The organism is Streptomyces sp. NPDC044719 (assembly GCF_056433405.1).
This window is the reverse complement of the sequence record NZ_JBWKHE010000001.1, coordinates 1,104,407-1,121,776: the sequence shown is the minus strand read 5'-3', so window position 1 is coordinate 1,121,776 and position 17,370 is coordinate 1,104,407. Positions and strand designations below refer to the sequence as shown.

Annotated in this window: 11 protein-coding genes; 7 read left to right on the top strand and 4 right to left on the bottom strand. The window is 71.9% G+C overall.

The features are described from left to right. Positions 1–67 precede the first annotated feature (67 nt). Both glgX and AC07DF_RS05230 read left to right on the top strand, forming a co-directional pair. Positions 68–2,320, top strand: coding sequence for a glycogen debranching protein GlgX (glgX, locus tag AC07DF_RS05235; protein WP_478967050.1), 2,253 nt, complete (start codon positions 68–70; stop codon positions 2,318–2,320). A 182-nt stretch (positions 2,321–2,502) separates the two neighbouring features. After that, positions 2,503–3,909: a sulfatase family protein gene (locus AC07DF_RS05230; RefSeq protein ID WP_478967048.1), complete on the top strand. Its 1,407-nt coding sequence runs from the start codon at positions 2,503–2,505 to the stop codon at positions 3,907–3,909. Here the strand turns inward: AC07DF_RS05230 and AC07DF_RS05225 are convergent. From AC07DF_RS05225 to AC07DF_RS05210, 4 genes are read right to left on the bottom strand one after another with little or no spacing between them, the layout of a single operon-like run. Continuing rightward, entirely contained in the window at positions 3,906–4,550 is a 645-nt protein-coding gene (locus AC07DF_RS05225; RefSeq protein WP_478967046.1) for a response regulator, read from the bottom strand. The genes AC07DF_RS05230 and AC07DF_RS05225 overlap by 4 nt on opposite strands. Then, positions 4,540–5,796 carry a sensor histidine kinase gene (locus AC07DF_RS05220; RefSeq protein ID WP_478967044.1) on the bottom strand — a complete coding sequence of 419 codons (1,257 nt, stop codon included), beginning with the start codon at positions 5,794–5,796 and terminating at the stop codon, positions 4,540–4,542. Before AC07DF_RS05220 ends, AC07DF_RS05225 begins: the two co-directional genes overlap by 11 nt. A 44-nt stretch (positions 5,797–5,840) precedes the next feature. Then, positions 5,841–6,590 carry an ABC transporter permease gene (locus AC07DF_RS05215; RefSeq protein ID WP_478967042.1) on the bottom strand — a complete coding sequence of 250 codons (750 nt, stop codon included), beginning with the start codon at positions 6,588–6,590 and terminating at the stop codon, positions 5,841–5,843. Beyond that, the gene (locus AC07DF_RS05210) at positions 6,587–7,489 is read right to left on the bottom strand and encodes an ABC transporter ATP-binding protein (RefSeq protein ID WP_478967040.1); all 903 of its coding nucleotides are present in this window, start codon (positions 7,487–7,489) and stop codon (positions 6,587–6,589) included. Before AC07DF_RS05210 ends, AC07DF_RS05215 begins: the two co-directional genes overlap by 4 nt. A gap of 184 nt (positions 7,490–7,673) precedes the next feature. Here AC07DF_RS05210 and AC07DF_RS05205 point away from each other — a divergent pair, with 184 nt between their 5' ends. The 5 genes from AC07DF_RS05205 to AC07DF_RS05185 all read left to right on the top strand — a co-directional run bounded on the left by AC07DF_RS05205 (position 7,674) and on the right by AC07DF_RS05185 (position 17,153). Next, a complete protein-coding gene (locus AC07DF_RS05205) occupies positions 7,674–9,500 on the top strand; it encodes an ABC transporter ATP-binding protein (protein WP_478967038.1) in 1,827 nt (608 codons plus the stop codon). Further along, a complete protein-coding gene (locus tag AC07DF_RS05200; protein ID WP_478967037.1) occupies positions 9,497–11,359 on the top strand; it encodes an ABC transporter ATP-binding protein in 1,863 nt (620 codons plus the stop codon). Before AC07DF_RS05205 ends, AC07DF_RS05200 begins: the two co-directional genes overlap by 4 nt. A gap of 21 nt (positions 11,360–11,380) precedes the next feature. Then, complete coding sequence (locus tag AC07DF_RS05195) at positions 11,381–13,132, top strand: ABC transporter ATP-binding protein (protein WP_478967035.1); 1,752 nt, start codon at positions 11,381–11,383, stop codon at positions 13,130–13,132. After that, positions 13,129–14,919 (top strand): ABC transporter ATP-binding protein, encoded by a 1,791-nt coding sequence (locus tag AC07DF_RS05190; RefSeq protein ID WP_478967033.1) that lies wholly within the window; start codon positions 13,129–13,131, stop codon positions 14,917–14,919. The genes AC07DF_RS05195 and AC07DF_RS05190 overlap by 4 nt, the downstream gene beginning before the upstream one ends. Positions 14,920–15,071: 152 nt before the next feature. Beyond that, complete coding sequence (locus AC07DF_RS05185; RefSeq protein WP_478967031.1) at positions 15,072–17,153, top strand: M4 family metallopeptidase; 2,082 nt, start codon at positions 15,072–15,074, stop codon at positions 17,151–17,153. Positions 17,154–17,370: the final 217 nt, after the last annotated feature.

The window sequence follows — 17,370 nt, the reverse complement described above, 5'->3', positions numbered from 1 at the left end:
CCGGGCCGCAGTACAGGACCGCACCCCCCTGTCCCCCGTCGTTCCACGAGCCGCGGGAGGCTGACAGGTGTCCAGCGCAGCCGAGCAGGAGGCGGTGGCCGGCCATCAGGCCACCGGGAACGGGCGCCAGGCCGCCGCCGCGAACGGCGTACGGCGGCCCGCGCCGCCACCCACGGTGCCCGCCTGGCCGGGCGCGGCGACTCCGCTGGGCGCCCGGTTCCGGGTCGGCCCCGACGGGGTGGCGGGAACCAACTTCGCCCTGTGGGCGGGCGGGGCGGAGGGGGTCGAGCTGTGCCTCTTCGACGAGGCCGGCAAGGAGTCGCGGGCCACACTGACCGAGCTGACCCACGAGATCTGGCACGGCTTCGTCCCGGGCGTGCTGCCCGGCCAGCGCTACGGCTACCGGGTCCACGGCCGCTGGGACCCGTGGACCGGCGCCCGCTGGAACCCGGCGAAGCTGCTGCTCGACCCCTACGCGCGCGCGGTGGACGGGGACTTCGGCCTGCCGCCGGAGGTGTACGGGCACGTGCGCGACTGGCCGCAGCAGCACGTCGCCGACACCGTGCGCGACGACCGGGACTCGGCGCCGTACGTCCCCAAGGGCGTCGTCGTCCACGATGACGACGACTGGGCCGACGACCGCCGCCCGAAGACCCCGTGGGCGGACTCCGTGATCTACGAGGTGCACGTCAAGGGCTTCACCCGGCTGCACCCGGACATCCCCGAGGAATTGCGCGGCACCTATGCCGGCCTCGCGCACCCGGCCGCGATCGAGCACCTGGTGAAGCTGGGCGTGACGGCGGTGGAGCTGCTGCCGGTGCACCAGTTCGCGCACGAGGACCATCTGCTGCGCAGAGGCCTCGGCAACCACTGGGGCTACAACTCCATCGGCTACTTCGCCCCGCACGCGGCCTACGCGGCCTCCGGGACGAGGGGCGAGCAGGTCGGCGAGTTCAAGCGCATGGTGCGCGCCCTGCACGCGGCCGGGATCGAGGTCATCCTCGACGTGGTCTACAACCACACGGCGGAGGCGGGCGAACTCGGCCCGACGCTGTCCCTGAAGGGCATCGACAACCGCGGCTACTACCGCCTCCAGGACGACCCCCGCCGCTACGCCGACTACACCGGGTGCGGCAACACCCTGCACGTGGTCCAGCCACAGGTGCTGCGCCTGATCACGGACTCGCTGCGGTACTGGGTCACTGAAATGGGCGTCGACGGCTTCCGCTTCGACCTGGCGGCGGCGCTGGCCCGCTCGATGCACGACGTCGACATGCTCTCCCCGTTCCTGGCGGTCATCGCCCAGGACCCGGTGCTGCGCCGGGTGAAGCTGATCGCCGAGCCGTGGGACGTGGGGTCGGGCGGCTACCAGGTGGGGGCGTTCCCGCCGCTGTGGACGGAGTGGAACGACCGGTACCGCAACGCCGTACGGGACTTCTGGCGGCACGCGCTGCCCGACGTACGGGAGATGGGATACCGGCTGTCGGGCTCCAGCGACCTGTACGCCTGGGGCGGGCGCCGGCCGTACGCGTCCGTCAACTTCGTCACCGCGCACGACGGCTTCACCCTGCGCGACCTGGTGTCGTACGAGCGCAAGCACAACGAGGCCAACGGCGAGGGCAATCGCGACGGCACGAACGACAACCGGGCCTGGAACTGCGGGGCCGAGGGCGAGACGGACGACGAGGAGATCAGGGCCCTGCGGCGCCGGCAGCTGCGGAACCTGCTGACCACGCTGCTGCTGTCCACCGGTGTGCCGATGCTGGTCGCGGGCGACGAGCTGGGCCGCACGCAGCGCGGCAACAACAACGCGTACTGCCAGGACAACGAGATCAGCTGGGTGGACTGGGGGCTGCTGGAGGAACCCGGCTGGCGCGCCCTGTTCGAGCTGACCTGCCGGCTCATCGAGCTGCGCCACCGGCACCCGGTGCTGAGGCGCCGGGCGTTCTTCTCGGGCCGGGCCCAGACCGCGGACGGGCTGCGCGACCTGGCCTGGTTCACGTCCCGGGGCACCGAGATGACGGAGCAGGACTGGTACGCACCGGCCGCCACGCTGGGGATGTACCTGTCCGGCCGGGACATCCCGGGCCGGGACGAGCGCGGGGCGCAGGTCCTCGACGACAGCTTCCTCGCCGTGCTGCACGCGGGCGAGGCGCCGGTGCGTTTCGAACTGCCGGGGCCGCCCTGGGCGGAGCGGTACGAGGTCGTCGTCGACACGAGTCTGGAGGAGCAGGGGGAGGCACCGGGCGTGGAGCACCGGGCGGGGACGGAGATCACGATGCCGGCGCGGGCGGTGCTGCTGCTGCGGGTGGCGGGCTGAGGCATCGTTTCGCCTGGTAAGGCTGCCGCATTGTTGCGGGGCGTTGCGGGGTGTTGCGGCGCGTTGCGGGTCCGTGAACTCGGCGGGGATCTTCTTGACCCCGTCGCCGGGCCGCTGGCAGCGTCCCTGCTGAGCCGTGGCCTCCCCTTCCCCTCCCTTCTTCCGAGACTCCAGGACCCCGCATGCCCGAAATATCCCGTCGTGCCCTCGGTGCCCTCGTCGGCGGTGGTGCCGTGGGCGCCGTCGCCGGTACGGCCACCGGTGCCGAAGCCGCCCCCGCCGAGCGGCCGTTCAGGGCCCGCCCCGGTGCCGGGTCCGGCCGCCGTCCCAACGTCCTCGTCATCCTGGGCGACGACCTCGGCTGGGCCGACCTGTCCTCCTACGGCGCCCCCCACATCAAGACGCCGAACCTGGACCGGCTGGCCCGCCAGGGTGTGCGGTTCACCGACGCCTACTCCGGCTCCTCGACCTGCTCCCCGACCCGGTTCAGCCTCTACACCGGGCGCTATCCCGGCCGCACCGAGGGCGGACTCGCCGAGCCGATCGCAGACCGGTCGCAGGGCCTGGACCCGAACCACCCCACCCTGGCCTCCCTGCTGAAGAAGACGGGCTACGCCACCGCGCTCATCGGCAAGTGGCACTGCGGCTGGCTGCCCGACTACAGCCCCACCAAGTCCGGCTGGGACGAGTTCTTCGGCAATCACGGGGGCGTGCTGGAGTACTTCTCCAAGCTCGGGCAGCTCGGCGAGCACGACCTCTTCGAGGGGGACGCCGAGTACAAGGACCTGCGGTACTACACGACCGTGCTCACCGAGCGGGCCGTCGAGTACGTCGGCCGGGACCACGACCGGCCCTGGCTGCTCAACCTCAACTTCACCACCCCGCACTGGCCCTGGCTCGCCGAGGGCGACGAGGAGACCGGCGCCGCGATCGCGGCGAAGATCGCAGCGGCGAAGTCCCGGTCCGAGGTCAGCAAGGCCCTGAACCACTACGACGGCGGCTCGGTCGAGAAGTACACACAGATGGTTCAGAGCCTGGACGCGGCCGTCGGCGAGGTGCTCGCCGCCCTGCGCCGCTCCGGGCAGGAGGAGAACACCGTCGTGCTGTTCGCCAGCGACAACGGCGGCGAGCGCTGGTCGTACCTGTGGCCCCTCAGCGGCGGGAAGTTCTCTCTCCAGGAGGGCGGCATCCGGGTGCCCACGATCCTGCGCTGGCCCGCGCGTGTCGATGGCCGTCAGGTCAGCCACGAGCCGAACTTCTCGCCCGACTGGACCGCGACCCTGCTGGAGCTGGCCGGCGCCCGGCCCGACCCGGCGTATCCGCTGGACGGCACGAGCCTGGCCGGATACCTGCTGCGGGGCGAGCGGCTGCACGAGCGGGATCTGTTCTGGCGGGTGCGCGGCAATCGGGCACTGAGGCGCGGCGACTGGAAGTACTACCGGGACGACAAGGGCACCGACCACCTGTACGACCTGGCCGCCGACTCCCGCGAACAGGCCGACCTCGCTCCCGACAAGCCGGAGTTGCTCACCGAACTGAGGGCCGCCTGGGAGAAGATCGCGGCAGGTCTGCTGCCGTACCCGGGCTAGCCCAGGATGCCTCGTTCATAGGCCGTGGCCACCGCTGCCGCCCGGTCCTTCACGCCCAGCTTCGCGTAGAGATGCGTGAGGTGGGTCTTGACCGTGGCCTCGCTGATGAAGAGCTCACGGGCGATCTCGCGGTTGGAGGTGCCCTTGGCGACGAGGGCCAGGACCTCGCGCTCGCGGGCGGAGAGGGTGTCGCTGCCGGGGGCCCGGGGAGTACGGACCGCCGAGACCAGGCGGGAGGCCACGGCCGGGGAGAGGACGGTCCGGCCTTCCGCCGCCGCGCGGACCGCCGCGAACAGTTCGTCCCTCGGGGCGTCCTTCAGGAGGTAGCCCGTCGCGCCCGCCTCGATCGCGGGGAGGGTGTCGGAGTCGGTGTCGTAGGTGGTCAGGACGAGGACCTTGGCGCGGGCACCGGTGCGGGTCAGTTCGCGGATGGCGTCCACTCCCCCGCCGCCCGGCATGCGCAGATCCATCAGGATCACGTCCGGGTCCAGGGCGGCGGCGAGCGCGACCGCCTCGACGCCGTTCGCCGCCTCCTCCAGGACACGGAAGCCCGGCGCGGACTCGAACATGCCGCGCAGACCGTCCCGTACGACGGGGTGGTCGTCGACTATGAGCAGGGTGATCGCGGCGTCATCGGTCATGGCGGACCAACGGTACGCGAGCCGAGACGGCCGTACCGAGGCCCGGCTCGGACTCGACGGTGAGCGAGCCGGCGACGCGTTCCGCGCGGGCGCGCATGCCGTCGAGGCCGAAGCCGCCGGAGCCTGTGCGTTCGGGGACGGCGAGCGGGTCGAAGCCGCGGCCGTCGTCGCGGATGTCGAGGATGACCTCGTCGCCGAGGAAGGACAGAGTGACACCGACCCGGCCGGCGGCGGCGTGCCGGGCGGTGTTGGAGAGGGCCTCCTGGACGATCCTCAGGAGCGTGGCCGCGATCTCCTCGTGGAGTCGCTCGTCGGTGCCGGTGACCGTGAACTCGGCGCGCACGCCCGTCCGTTCGCCCCATTCGGCGACCGTCTTCTTCAGGGCCTCCGGCAAGCCGGCGTCGGCCAGCGCCACGGGGGCGAGGTTGTGCACGGAGCGGCGGGCCTCGCCGAGGCTGTGCCGGGCCAGGTCCGAGGCGCGTTCGAGGTGAGTGCGGGCCACGGCCAGGTCGGGGGCGTTCGCGACGACCTGGAGCTGGGCGATGATGCCGGTCAGCCCCTGGGCGATGGTGTCGTGGATCTCGGCGGCCAGCCGCCGGCGCTCGTCGGCGACTCCGGCCTCCCGGGCCTGCACCAGGAGCTGGGCGTGCAGGGCGGCGTTCTCGTCGAGGGCCTGCTGCAGGGCCGCGTTGGTGCGCTCCAGTTCGGTGATGCTGGCGGTCTGGATCCGGGTGCGTTCCTCCTCCCGCGCGGCCAGCTGGCCGAAGACGACCAGCAGCGCGATGTGGACGCAGAGCAGCGCGCCGAACACTGCCCAGTTCAGCAGCCCGTGCAGGGGCATGCCACCGGACTGCGACCCCGCGATGGTCACCGCGGTCGCCAGCAGGCCGAGTTTGAGCGGCCGCCCACGCAGCAGCCGGTCCGGGCCGACGAACCCGGCGGCGGCGTAGAACGCGAAGAACGGGTTGCACCAGCTGAGCGCGAATCCCAGCGCCGAGCGCGTGAAGTAGTAGCAGGCGCCCGGCACCGACGGGGCCAGGGGCCGGCCGCGGGACCAGCGCCCCCACCACACCTGGAGGATTACCGCCGCGCCGACCAGGGCGACGGCGGTGTACCGTTCCGCGGTGCTCATGCCGACCGCGTCGACGGTCGTCAAGGCGAGCACGGTGCCCGCCGCCAGCATCCCGTACGGCCCCCAGCGGAAGTACACCGCCCACCGCTGCTCCACGCCCGCCACATCCGTCATGCCCACAGTGTCGGCCACGGCCGTGCCCCCTCCCCGGGCGCCGGTCAAGCCCAGCGGAACCAGCGCGCGGCCGACGTCGAGAGCGCCGCGGTCCACGCGGCGAGGACGGCCAGGTGGCCCCAGCTCGGCCAGTCGCCCGCTGCGGCCTGGTCCAGGGCCCGTGCGGCGGCGCCGAAGGGGGTGCACTGGACCATGCGGCCCAGCAGATCCGGCATGGCCTGCACGGGCACCCAGACCCCGGCGCAGAACATCATCGGGAAGAACACGGCCGTCCCGATCGCGGTCGCGATCTTCGTCGTACGGGCCCGTGCCGAGATCACCGCGCCCAGTGAGATGGCGGCGAGTACGGCGAGGAGCAGCGCGAGCAGGTATCCGGCGGGTTGTGCGGGCAGCCGTACGTCATAGGCGAGCCGTCCGACGACGAGCGTGAGCAGCGCGGAGGCCAGGGCCGCCACGCCGTTCACCAGCATCTGGGCGGCCAGCAGGGCCGAGGGCCGGACGGGAGTGGTGGAGAGCCGGCGCAGGATGCCGTTCTCGCGGTAGCCGGTGAGGGTCGGCGGCATCGCCTGGACCCCTGCCATGATGAGGGCGACCAGCACGCAGACGGGCACATAGACGTCGACGATCCGCAGCCCGCCGAGTCCGTCCTGCGACTCGCGGAAGGACGGCACGGAACCGAGGACGCCCAGCAGCAGGGCCGGGAACAGCAAAATCCAGAAGAGACTGCCCGGCTCGCGCCGGAAAAGCCGGAACTCGCTGCGCAGAACCGCGGGGTTGATCAGTGCGGTGCTCATGCCGAGGCCTCCGTGAGGTCCAGGAACGCGTCGTCCAGCGTGGCGTCGGTGACGCGGAGTTGACGGGCGGTGATGTGGTGGCGGGCCAGCAGCGACAGCAGCGCGTTGACCGTTTCGTCCGTGCCGGACAGCGTGATCCGGCCGTCCTTGTTCTCGACGGCGACCAGGGCGGGGAGCGTTTTCAGCTCGCGGTCGTCCAGGGGCGTGGTCGGGGTGAAGCTGATGACGGTGGCGCCCGCCGAGCGGCGGATCAGCCCGGACGGGGTGTCCAGGGCCGCCACCCGGCCCTTGTCGATCACCGCGATCCGGTCGCACAGCCGCTGCGCCTCCTCCATGAAGTGGGTGACGAGGAGGACGGTGACGCCGTTCGCGCGGATGTCCTCGATCAACTCCCAGGTGTCGCGGCGGGCCCGCGGGTCGAGGCCGGTGGTGAGCTCGTCCAGGACGACGACCCGGGGGTCGCCGATCAGGGCGAGCGCGATGAACAGGCGCTGCTTCTGGCCGCCGGACAGCTTGGCGAACCGGGTGGTCAGCTTCTCCTCGAGGCCGAGGCGTTCGGCCAGCGGGCGCCAGTCGACGGGGCGCGGATAGAACGCGGCGTAGAGCTCCAGCGCCTCACGGACGGTGAGTTTGGGCTGGAGCCGGCTCTCCTGGAGCTGGGCGCCCAGGATCTGGGCGACCCGCTCGTGGTCGGCGACCGGGTCGAGGCCGGTGACGCGGACGCGGCCGGAGTCGGGGACACGCAGGCCCTCGACGCATTCGACGGTGGTGGTCTTGCCGGCGCCGTTCGGGCCGAGGATCCCGAAGATCTCGCCCTCCTCGACGGCGAAGGAGACGCCGTCCACGGCCGGGCGGCCGGCATAGGCCTTGCGCAGGTCGGTGACTTCGATGACGGACATGGATTGAGGGTCCCGGTGCGGCGGGGCCGCGCACATCGCCCGTCGCGCTCGAACGGGCATCAGCCGATCGGCTGATGCCCGCCCTACGACCCCCCGAACAGGCAGGTCGTAGGACCAAGGAAGGACCCCGGCTCGGAGAAAACTCGGTGGGCAGTGTCAGTGGCGATCCGTAGGCTCACTGCTGATGGCCACCTCAGCTGCCCCCACCCGGAATCGTTCTGCCGTGCGCACGCTGCTGCGCCTGTGGCCGTACGTGCGGCCCGCGCGGGCACGGCTGTTCAGCGCCGCGTTCGTGGCGATACTCGCCTCCAGCACGGGCCTGGTGATCCCGCTCGTCCTGAAGTGGATGGTGGACGGGCCGGTCGCCGACCGGGACCCGGCAGGGGTGTGGCTCGGGGCGCTGTGCCTGCTGCTGCTCGGCTTCGCGGAGGCCCTGCTGTTCGGGCTGCGGCGCTGGCTGGTGGCGCGGCCGCTGGCGCACGTCGAGGCGTCGATGCGGGCGGATCTGTACCGGCACCTGCAACGGCTGCCGGTGTCCTTCCACGACCGGTGGGCCTCCGGGCAGTTGCTGTCCCGGGGGATGACGGACCTGATGCTGCTCCGTATGTTCCTCGCCTTCCCGTTGACGTTCCTGCTGGTCAACGGGGTGACGATAGTGATCGGCGTGGTCATCATGCTGCTCCAGGACTGGACGCTGGGGCTGGTGATCCTCGGGCCCGCCGTGCCCGTGATGGTGACCTGCGTGATCTTCGAGAAGCGCTACGCCGAGGTGGCGCGGCGCGCGCAGGACCAGGTCGGCGACCTGACCACGGTGGTCGAGGAGAGCGTGCTCGGCATCCGCATCATCAAGGGTTTCGGACGCCACCGGAGTCAGGCGCGGGCGTTCCGCGACCTGTCGGGGAAGCTGCGCGGCACGGAGCTGCGCAAGGCGCGGCTGCTGGCATCGATCTGGGGCGTCATCGTGACGCTGCCCGAGTTGGCCATCGGGGCGGCGCTCGTCGTCGGGGTCGTACAGGTCGCCGACGGGGGCTTGTCGGCGGGGACGCTGGTGGCCTTCCTGTCCACGGCGCTGGCCCTGCGGTGGCCGGTGGAGTCGATCGGCTTCCTGCTGGCCATGAGCCAGGAGGCGGCGACGGCCACCGAGCGGTACTTCGAGGTGATGGACGAGGAGGTGGAGGAGGCCGACGAGGGCGACGAGCGGAGGGCTGCCGCTTCGCCCGGTCGCTCACCGGACCGGGAGGACAGGGGACTGCGCTTTCACGACGTCCGGTTCCGCTACCCCGACGCGCCCGCGGACTCCTCACCCGTCCTCCAGCACATCGACCTCCACATCCGCCCCGGCGAGTCCATGGCCCTGGTCGGCTCCACCGGCAGCGGCAAGACCACCCTCACCGCGCTCATCCCCCGTCTCTACGAGGTCACCTCGGGCCGCATCACCCTCGACGGCGTCGACATCACCGAGCTGTCGAGGGACGCGCTGCGCGCCAAGGTCGCCGTCGCCTTCGAGGAGCCCACGCTCTTCTCGGCCGCGGTCGGCGACAACGTTCTCATGGGGGCCGACGGCACGGCCGGGACGATGGAGCTGGAGCGCGCTCTCGCCGTCGCCCAGGCCGACTTCGTGCACGCCCTGCCGCAGGGGACGGACACCCAGGTCGGCGAGCAGGGCCTCAGCCTCTCCGGCGGGCAGCGGCAGCGTCTCGCGCTGGCCAGGGCTGTCGTCGGACAGCCGGAGTTCCTGGTGCTGGACGACCCGCTGTCGGCCCTGGACGTGCACACCGAGGCCGCCGTGGAAGCCGCCCTGCGGCACGTCCTGGCGGACACGACCGCCCTGATCGTGGCGCACCGCCCCTCCACCGTGCTGCTCGCCGACCGGGTCGCGCTGCTGTCCGGCGGCCGGATCGCCGCGGTCGGCACCCACCACGAACTGCTGCGTACGAACGCCGAGTACGCGCACTTGATGTCCGGAGAAGAGTCAGGGGAACCCTCAGGGGAACAGGAGGGCGCACGATGACGGCGGCCACCGGCACACCGGCCGACAGGAAACCCGGCGACGAACCCGACGACCGGCCCGCCGCCACCGGCGACCCCTTCGACCAGGACCTGCTGCCCACTCCCCCGGGTGCCACCGCCGCCCTGCTGCGCTCACTCCTCGCGCCCCTGAAGGCCCGCGTCACGGTCACGACGATCCTGCTGCTGCTCCAGCAGGCGGTCGTGCAGGCGGGCCCGCTGCTCGTGGCGTACGCCATCGACCGTGCCGTGCCGGCGTTCCGGGCCGGGGACCACGGGCCGCTGATCACGGTGGGCGTGGGCTATCTGGTGTGCGCGCTGGCCGCGGGCGGGCTGCAGTACGCCTTCGTCTCCGCCGCGGCCCGCGTCAGCCAGGACGTGCTGCTCGATCTGCGCGGCCGGATCTTCCGCCACGCGCAGGCGCTGAGCGTCGACTTCCACGAGCGCTACACCTCGGGCCGGCTCATCTCCCGCTCCACGGCGGACGTGGAGTCCCTGCGCGAACTGCTCGATGAGGGCCTGCAGGAGCTCGTGACGGTCATCCTGTCCTTCGTCTACATCTCGGCGATGCTGCTCTGGCTCGACCTGGGCCTCGGGGGCGTGGCGGTGGCGTCCCTGGTGCCGCTCTACGCCCTCGTACGGCTGTACCAGCGGCGCGCCGGGCGGGTGTACCGGGCGCGGTCCACCGCCATCGCGGCGGTCATCGTGAAGTTCGTCGAGACGATGAACGGCATCAGGCCGGTGCGCGCCTTCCGCCGCGAGGCCGTCAACGACGCGGACTTCGGCGTGCTCAACCAGCGGCACGAGCGGACCAACGGCAACGCGCTGCTGGAGATGGCCCGCTACGTCACCGGCTCACGGCTGGTCGCCAACACGGCGGTCGCGGCGATCGTCCTGTGGGGCGCCTACCGGGTCGCGGGCGGCACCCTGGCCCTCGGTGTGCTGGCGGCGGCCGTGCTGTACCTGCGGCGGCTGTACGACCCGATCGACCGGCTCGGGATGTTCCTCAACTCGTACCAGTCGGCGGCGGCCTCGCTGGAGAAGATCGCCGGGCTGCTCGCCCAGACCCCTTCCGTCCCCGAGCCGGCGGACCCCCGGCCGCTCCCGCCCCTGGCGAGCGAGCACCCGGGCCGCGAGGTCGTCTTCGACGGCGTGAGCTTCGGCTACCGCACCGGCGGTGAGGTGCTGCCCCGCTTCGACCTCACGATCCCGGCCGGGCAGACGGTCGCGGTCGTCGGCTCCACGGGCGCCGGAAAGTCGACCCTGGCCAAGCTGCTGGCCCGGTTCTACGACCCCTCGGACGGCCGGGTGCTGCTGGACGGTGTGGACCTGCGCGACCTCGCCGTGCCCGACCTGCGGCGCGGGGTGGTCATGGTGACGCAGGAGTCGTTCCTGTTCTCCGGCACGGTCGCCGAGAACATCGCGATCGGCCGCCCGGACGCCACCCGGGCGGAGATGGAGCAGGCGGCCAAGGAGATCGGCGCGCACGACTTCATCAGCGCCCTGCCCGACGGCTACGACACCGACGTACGCAAGCGGGGCGGCCGTATCTCGGCCGGGCAGCGGCAACTCGTCGCGTTCGCCCGGGCGTTGCTGGCCGACCCGGCGGTGCTGATCCTCGACGAGGCGACCAGCTCGCTGGACATCCCCGGCGAGCGTGCCGTGCAGCGGGCGATGGCGACGGTCCTGAAGGGGCGCACGGCGGTGGTCATCGCGCACCGGCTCTCGACCGTCGAGATCGCGGACCGCGTCCTGGTGATGGAGCGGGGAAAGATCGTCGAGGACGGCGGCCCGGCCGAACTCGTGGCGGGCACGGGCAGGTTCGCGGATCTGCACCGGGCCTGGCGGGACAGCCTGGCGTAGCGGAGCGGCGGAGGCGGGCGGATGATCGACGCGTACGAGGACCCCGGCACACCCGACCGCCGTGGCGGTGCCCGCTACCTGTGGTGGCTGGTCACCCGGCAGCCCTGGCGGTGTGCGGCCGGGGCCGTGTTCGGCAGCGTGTGGATGGTGCTGCTGGCGGCCACGCCGTACCTGATGTCCCGGGCGATCGACGACGGCCTCGAGCCCGGCGACATGGGCGAACTGGTCCTGTGGAGCGGGGCGCTGTTCGCGGTGGGAGCGTTCAACTCCTGGCTGAGCATCATGCGGCACCGCACGATGACCCGGGTGCGGATGGACGCCAACTTCCGCACGGTGAAGGTGGTCGTCGGGCAGGCTGTGCGGCTCGGCGCCTCCCTGCGGCGGCAGGCGGGCGCCGGGGAGGTCGTCACGATCGGCGTGGGCGACGTGCAGACGGTCAGCCAGTCCCTGACGGTCGTGGGGCCCGGGATCGGTGCGGTCGTGGCCTACCTCGTCATCGCCGTCCTGCTGGTGTCGGTCTCTCCGCTCATCGCCGCGGTCGTCCTGCTCGGCATCCCGGTGATCGTCCTGCTGGTCGGGCCGCTGCTCGGCCGGTTGCAGGGCTCCGAGACGGAGTACCGAGAGCGGCAGGGCGTCCTCACCGCCCGGATCGGCGACCTGGCGGGCGGACTGCGGGTCCTCGCCGGCCTGGGCGGCAAGCAGCTGGTGGCGGACGCCTTCCGCGGCGACTCACGGCGGCTGAAGGAGCAGGGGTACCGGGTCGGTGCGGTGACCAGCTGGGTGCAGGCCCTGGGGATGGGCCTGCCGACCCTGTTCCTCGCGGTGGTGACCTGGCTCGCGGCCCGCATGGCCGCGCGGGGTGACATCACCGTGGGCGAGCTGGTGTCGGTGTACGGCTATGTGGCGGTGCTGGTGGGCCCGGTGTCCTTCTGGGTCGAATGCGGCTACCAGATCAGCCGCGGTGTGGTGTGCGCGCGGCGGGTCGTGGCTTTCCTGCGCCTGGAACCGATGCCCGACACCGGCACGCTGGACGCGCCTTCCGAACCCTCGGCCCTGCACGACCCCGAGTCGGGTGTACGCGTCCTGCCGGGCCGGTTGACGGCCTTGGTGGCTGAACACCCGGCAGACGCCACAGCAGTGGTGGACCGCCTGGGCCGGTACGCCCCGTCGAACGTGACCTGGGGCGACACCCGCCTGGACGAGATCGCCCTGAGCCAGATCCGGGCACGCATCGTGGTGGCCGACCACGAGGCCGACCTCTTCGCAGGAAGCCTCCAGGAGATGATCGCCCCTTTCAGGGGCGCGGGGAACTGCGCGAACCACCCCGACGCACCCGCAGACGCCACTCCAGACCACGCGGCACGCCGGATGGCGCTCCACACAGCCGCAGCCGAAGACATCGTCCAAGCCCTCCCCCACGGTCTGAACACCCCGATGACCGCCCAGGCCCGCAACCTCTCCGGTGGCCAACGCCAACGCATCCGCCTGACAAGAGCCCTCCTGGCCAACCCCGAAGTCCTCCTCGGCATCGAACCCACCTCAGCCCTGGACGCCCACACGGAGGCCACCGTCGCCGCCCGGCTCGCAACGGCCCGCCAAGGCCGTACCACGGTGGTCACCACCACCTCCCCCCTGGTCCTGGACCACACGGACACCGTCCACTACCTGAAAGACGGCAAGGTCGCGGCCTCCGGCACCCACCACGAGCTCCTCGACAGCACCCCCGGCTACCGCGCCCTCGTCGCGAGGGACACCGAGGAGGTCCTGGGATGACCCGCGGCCACCTCCCCGTCGCCGAACGGACCGACGTCCGACGCGCCCTGCTCGAACTCGTCCGGGCCGACGGACAGGCCTTCACCACCGTCCTGGCCCTGAACGCCCTCGCCGCCGTGGCCGGTCTGGCGGGCCCGTGGCTGCTGGGCCGGATGATCGACGACGTCCGGGCCGGGCAGGGGGTCACCGCCGTCGACCGGCTGGCACTCGTCCTCCTGCTCTGCGCACTCGCACAGTTGCTCCTCGCCCGCTGGGCCCGCTACGTGGGCCACCGCTTCGGCGAACGCACGCTCGCCCGGGTACGGGAGCGGTTCGTGGACCGCGCACTGACCCTGCCGGCCTCGGTGGTGGAGCGCGCCGGCACCGGTGACCTGACAGCCCGGGGTACCTCGGACGTCACGACCGTCGGCAACACACTGCGCGACGCCGGCCCGATGCTGCTCATCAACCTCGTGCAGGCCCTGTTCCTGGCCGGCGCGGTGTTCTTCCTGGACCCGCTGCTCGGCGCCCTCGGCGTGCTGGGCCTGACGCCCATCTGGCTGGCGTTGCGCTGGTATCTGCGCCGGGCCCGGGACGGCTATCTCGCCGAGGGGGCGGCGACCTCGGAGGTGGCGGAGATCCTCGCGGCGACCGCGGCCGGAGCGCGCACGGTTGAGGCGTTCCGGCTCCAGGAGCAGCGCACCGCCGCGAGCCGGGACGCCCTGGAGACGTCCCGCCGTACCCGCTTCCACACCCTCTACCTGCGCAGCGTGTTCTTCCCGGCGGTGGAGGTCTCGTACGTCCTCCCGGTGGCCGGGGTGCTGGTGACCGGCGGGGCGCTGCACGCGTCGGGCTCGATGAGTCTGGGGGCGGTCGTGGCGGCGGCCCTGTATCTGCACCAGCTGAGCGGGCCGCTGGACGAGATCCTGGTCCGGGTCGAGCAACTGCAGAGCAGCGGCGCCTCGTTCGCCCGGGTGGAGGGACTGGCCCGGGCCCCGCGCGCCCCCGGTGAGGGCGAGTGTCCGGATCCGGTCGGCGACCGCATCGACGTCACCGGCGCGCGCTACGCCTACGAGGGGGGCGCCGAGGTGCTGCGCGGCGTCGACCTGACGGTGACACCCGGGGAGCGGCTGGCCATGGTCGGGCCTTCCGGGGCCGGCAAGACCACGCTGAGCCGGCTGCTGGCGGGCGTCGACGCGCCGACCGCCGGCTCGGTGACGGTCGGCGGCGTGCCCGTGGCCGGGCTCGGACCGGAGCGGCTGCGACGCCAGGTCGTCCTGGTCACCCAGGAGCACCATGTGTTCCTCGGCTCGGTCCGTGACAACCTGCGGATCGCCGATCCGTCCGCCGGTGACGCGCAGGTGTGGAAAGCGCTGGCCGTGGTCGGCGCCGACACCTGGGTGCGGGAGCTGCCGGAGGGCCTGGACACCCGGCTGGGGCAGGGCGGTTGCCGTACGGACGGTGCACAGGCGCAGCAACTCGCGCTCGCCCGGGTGGTGCTGGCGGACCCGCACACGCTGATCCTGGACGAGGCGACCGCCCTGCTCGACCCGACGACCGCCCGGCACACCGAGCGTGCCCTGGCCGCCGTCCTGGAGGGGCGCACCGTCATCGCCGTCGCCCACCGGCTGCACACCGCGCACGACGCCGACCGGGTCGCGGTGATGGAGGACGGACGGCTGACCGAACTCGGCACGCACGACGAGCTGGTGGCGGCCGGCGGGGCGTACGCGGCCCTGTGGCACTCCTGGCACGGGGACCCGCCCGAGGACCGCGAAGGGTCCGAGAACCGCGAAGGGTCCGTATAGCGAACATGAACTTCCGGTCAACGAACCTTTTCCGGCCATAGTCTTGACGCGGTCCTGACAGAAAGCGCACTCCCCTGCCACGCTTCCCACGACTGCTCTACAGAAACCCCACTGCAACACCTCCACCTCCCCAGGCCGGGCGACCCCCGGCCATGCAGAAGGAGTCAGTGTTGAGAAGCAGTTCCTCGCGAAGAGGCACCTCCCACAGACGCACTCCCCACACCCCTCGTCGTACCGCGGCCGTGGCCCTCGCCGGCGTCGCCGCGCTGATCGCCACCGCCGTCCAGGCCGGCACCGCCACCGCGGCCCCGGAGGACAGGGCTCCGGCGGCCGCGAGCAAGGCGAAGCCGGGCTCGGAATCGGTACGGCTCACCCCCGCCCAGCGCGCCGCGCTGATCCGGGAGGCGAACGCCGGCAAGGCCGAGACCGCCAAGGACCTGGGCCTCGGCGCCCAGGAGAAGCTGGTCGTCCGCGACGTCCTGAAGGACCGCGACGGCACCGTGCACACACGCTACGAGCGCACCTACGCGGGCCTGCCCGTCCTCGGCGGCGACCTGGTCGTCGAGAGCACGAAGGCGGACGCCACCGCGTCCGTCACGAAGGCCACCCGCGCCGCGATCGCGCCGGCCACGACGAAGGCGGCGGTGTCCGCCGCGAAGGCCCGGCAGCAGGCTTTGACCGCGGGCAAGGCCGACGAGGCCAAGAACCCCGGCATCAACCGGGAGCCCCGCAAGGTGATCTGGGCCGCGAGCGGCAAGCCGGTCGTGGCGTACGAGACCGTCGTCGGCGGCTTCCAGCACGACGGCACCCCGCAGGAACTGCACGTGGTCACCGACGCCACCACCGGCGCGAAGCTGTACGAGTGGGAGGCCATCGAGACCGGGACCGGCAACACGGTCTACAGCGGCACGGTCGACCTCACCACGACCCAGTCCGGGTCGACGTACAACCTCACCGACGGCGCCCGCGGCAACCACAAGACGTACAACCTCAACCGCGGCACCTCCGGCACCGGCACCCTCTTCTCCGGCCCCGACGACGTGTGGGGCAACGGCACCCCCTCCAACCTGGAGTCGGCCGGCGCCGACGCCCACTACGGGGCCGCGCTGACCTGGGACTACTACAAGAACGTGCACGGCCGCAGCGGCATCCGCGGCGACGGCGTGGGCGCGTACTCCCGGGTCCACTACGGCAACAACTACGTCAACGCGTTCTGGTCGGACAGCTGCTTCTGTATGACCTACGGCGACGGCTCGGGCAACGCGAACCCGCTGACGTCGATCGACGTGGCCGCCCACGAGATGACCCACGGTCTGACGTCGAACACCGCCGGCCTCAACTACAGCGGCGAGTCCGGCGGTCTGAACGAGGCCACCAGCGACATCTTCGGCTCGACCGTCGAGTTCTACGCCAACAACTCCTCCGACGTCGGTGACTACCTCATCGGCGAGGAGATCGACATCAACGGCGACGGGACCCCGCTGCGCTACATGGACAAGCCGAGCAAGGACGGGGCGTCCAAGGACAGCTGGTACTCCGGCATCGGCTCGATCGACGTGCACTACTCCTCGGGCCCGGCGAACCACTTCTTCTACCTGCTGAGCGAGGGCAGCGGCACCAAGACCATCAACGGTGTCACGTACAACTCGTCCACCTCGGACGGCCTTCCGGTCACCGGCATCGGCCGGGACAAGGCGGAGAAGATCTGGTTCCGCGCGCTGACCACGAAGTTCACCTCGACCACCAACTACGCGGGCGCCCGCACCGGCACCCTCGCCGCGACCGGTGAGCTCTACGGCACCGACAGCGCCGAGTACAAGGCGGTCCAGCACGCGTGGGCGGGCATCAACGTCGGCACCCGCCCCGGCGACGGGGGCGGCGGCGGCACGTCCTTCGAGAACGCGGCCGACGTGGCGATTCCGGACCGGGGCGCGGCGGTCACCTCGCCGGTCACCGTGACCGGCCGGACGGGCAACGCGCCCGCCAACCTCCAGGTCGCCGTGGACATCGTCCACACCTACATCGGTGACCTCAAGGTGGATCTGGTCGCACCCGACGGCACGGCGTACACGCTGAAGGGCTACGGCACCGGCGGCAGCGCGGACAACATCAATGAGACGTACACGGTGAACGCCTCCTCCGAGGTCGCCAACGGCACCTGGCAGCTCCGGGTCCAGGACAACGCGGCCATCGACACCGGCTACATCAACAGCTGGAAGCTCACGTTCCCGTAGGCCGCAGGCAGTAGGCCGCGACGGGTTCCCAAGTCAGGGCGCCGCCCCGGTGGGTTCGACTCCCCCGGGACGGCGCCCGCTTCACATGCCCGGAACCGTCAGCCCGGTCGTCGATTTCCGGCCAACATCACGCGTTACTCCTGACATGTACGCGCCCTTGGTGCCACTCTTCCCCCACCCGCCGCACAGCACCCCAGCAGTTCCCCCACATCAAGGA

Coding starts and splice junctions, on each gene's coding strand:
- AC07DF_RS05195 (WP_478967035.1), top strand. CDS start 11,381: ATGATCGACGCGTACGAGGACCCCGGCACACCCGACCGCCGTGGCGGT.
- AC07DF_RS05210 (WP_478967040.1), bottom strand. CDS start 7,489: ATGTCCGTCATCGAAGTCACCGACCTGCGCAAGGCCTATGCCGGCCGC.
- AC07DF_RS05185 (WP_478967031.1), top strand. CDS start 15,072: ATGCAGAAGGAGTCAGTGTTGAGAAGCAGTTCCTCGCGAAGAGGCACC.
- AC07DF_RS05225 (WP_478967046.1), bottom strand. CDS start 4,550: ATGACCGATGACGCCGCGATCACCCTGCTCATAGTCGACGACCACCCC.
- AC07DF_RS05215 (WP_478967042.1), bottom strand. CDS start 6,590: ATGAGCACCGCACTGATCAACCCCGCGGTTCTGCGCAGCGAGTTCCGG.
- AC07DF_RS05220 (WP_478967044.1), bottom strand. CDS start 5,796: ATGACGGATGTGGCGGGCGTGGAGCAGCGGTGGGCGGTGTACTTCCGC.
- AC07DF_RS05200 (WP_478967037.1), top strand. CDS start 9,497: ATGACGGCGGCCACCGGCACACCGGCCGACAGGAAACCCGGCGACGAA.
- AC07DF_RS05190 (WP_478967033.1), top strand. CDS start 13,129: ATGACCCGCGGCCACCTCCCCGTCGCCGAACGGACCGACGTCCGACGC.
- AC07DF_RS05205 (WP_478967038.1), top strand. CDS start 7,674: ATGGCCACCTCAGCTGCCCCCACCCGGAATCGTTCTGCCGTGCGCACG.
- AC07DF_RS05230 (WP_478967048.1), top strand. CDS start 2,503: ATGCCCGAAATATCCCGTCGTGCCCTCGGTGCCCTCGTCGGCGGTGGT.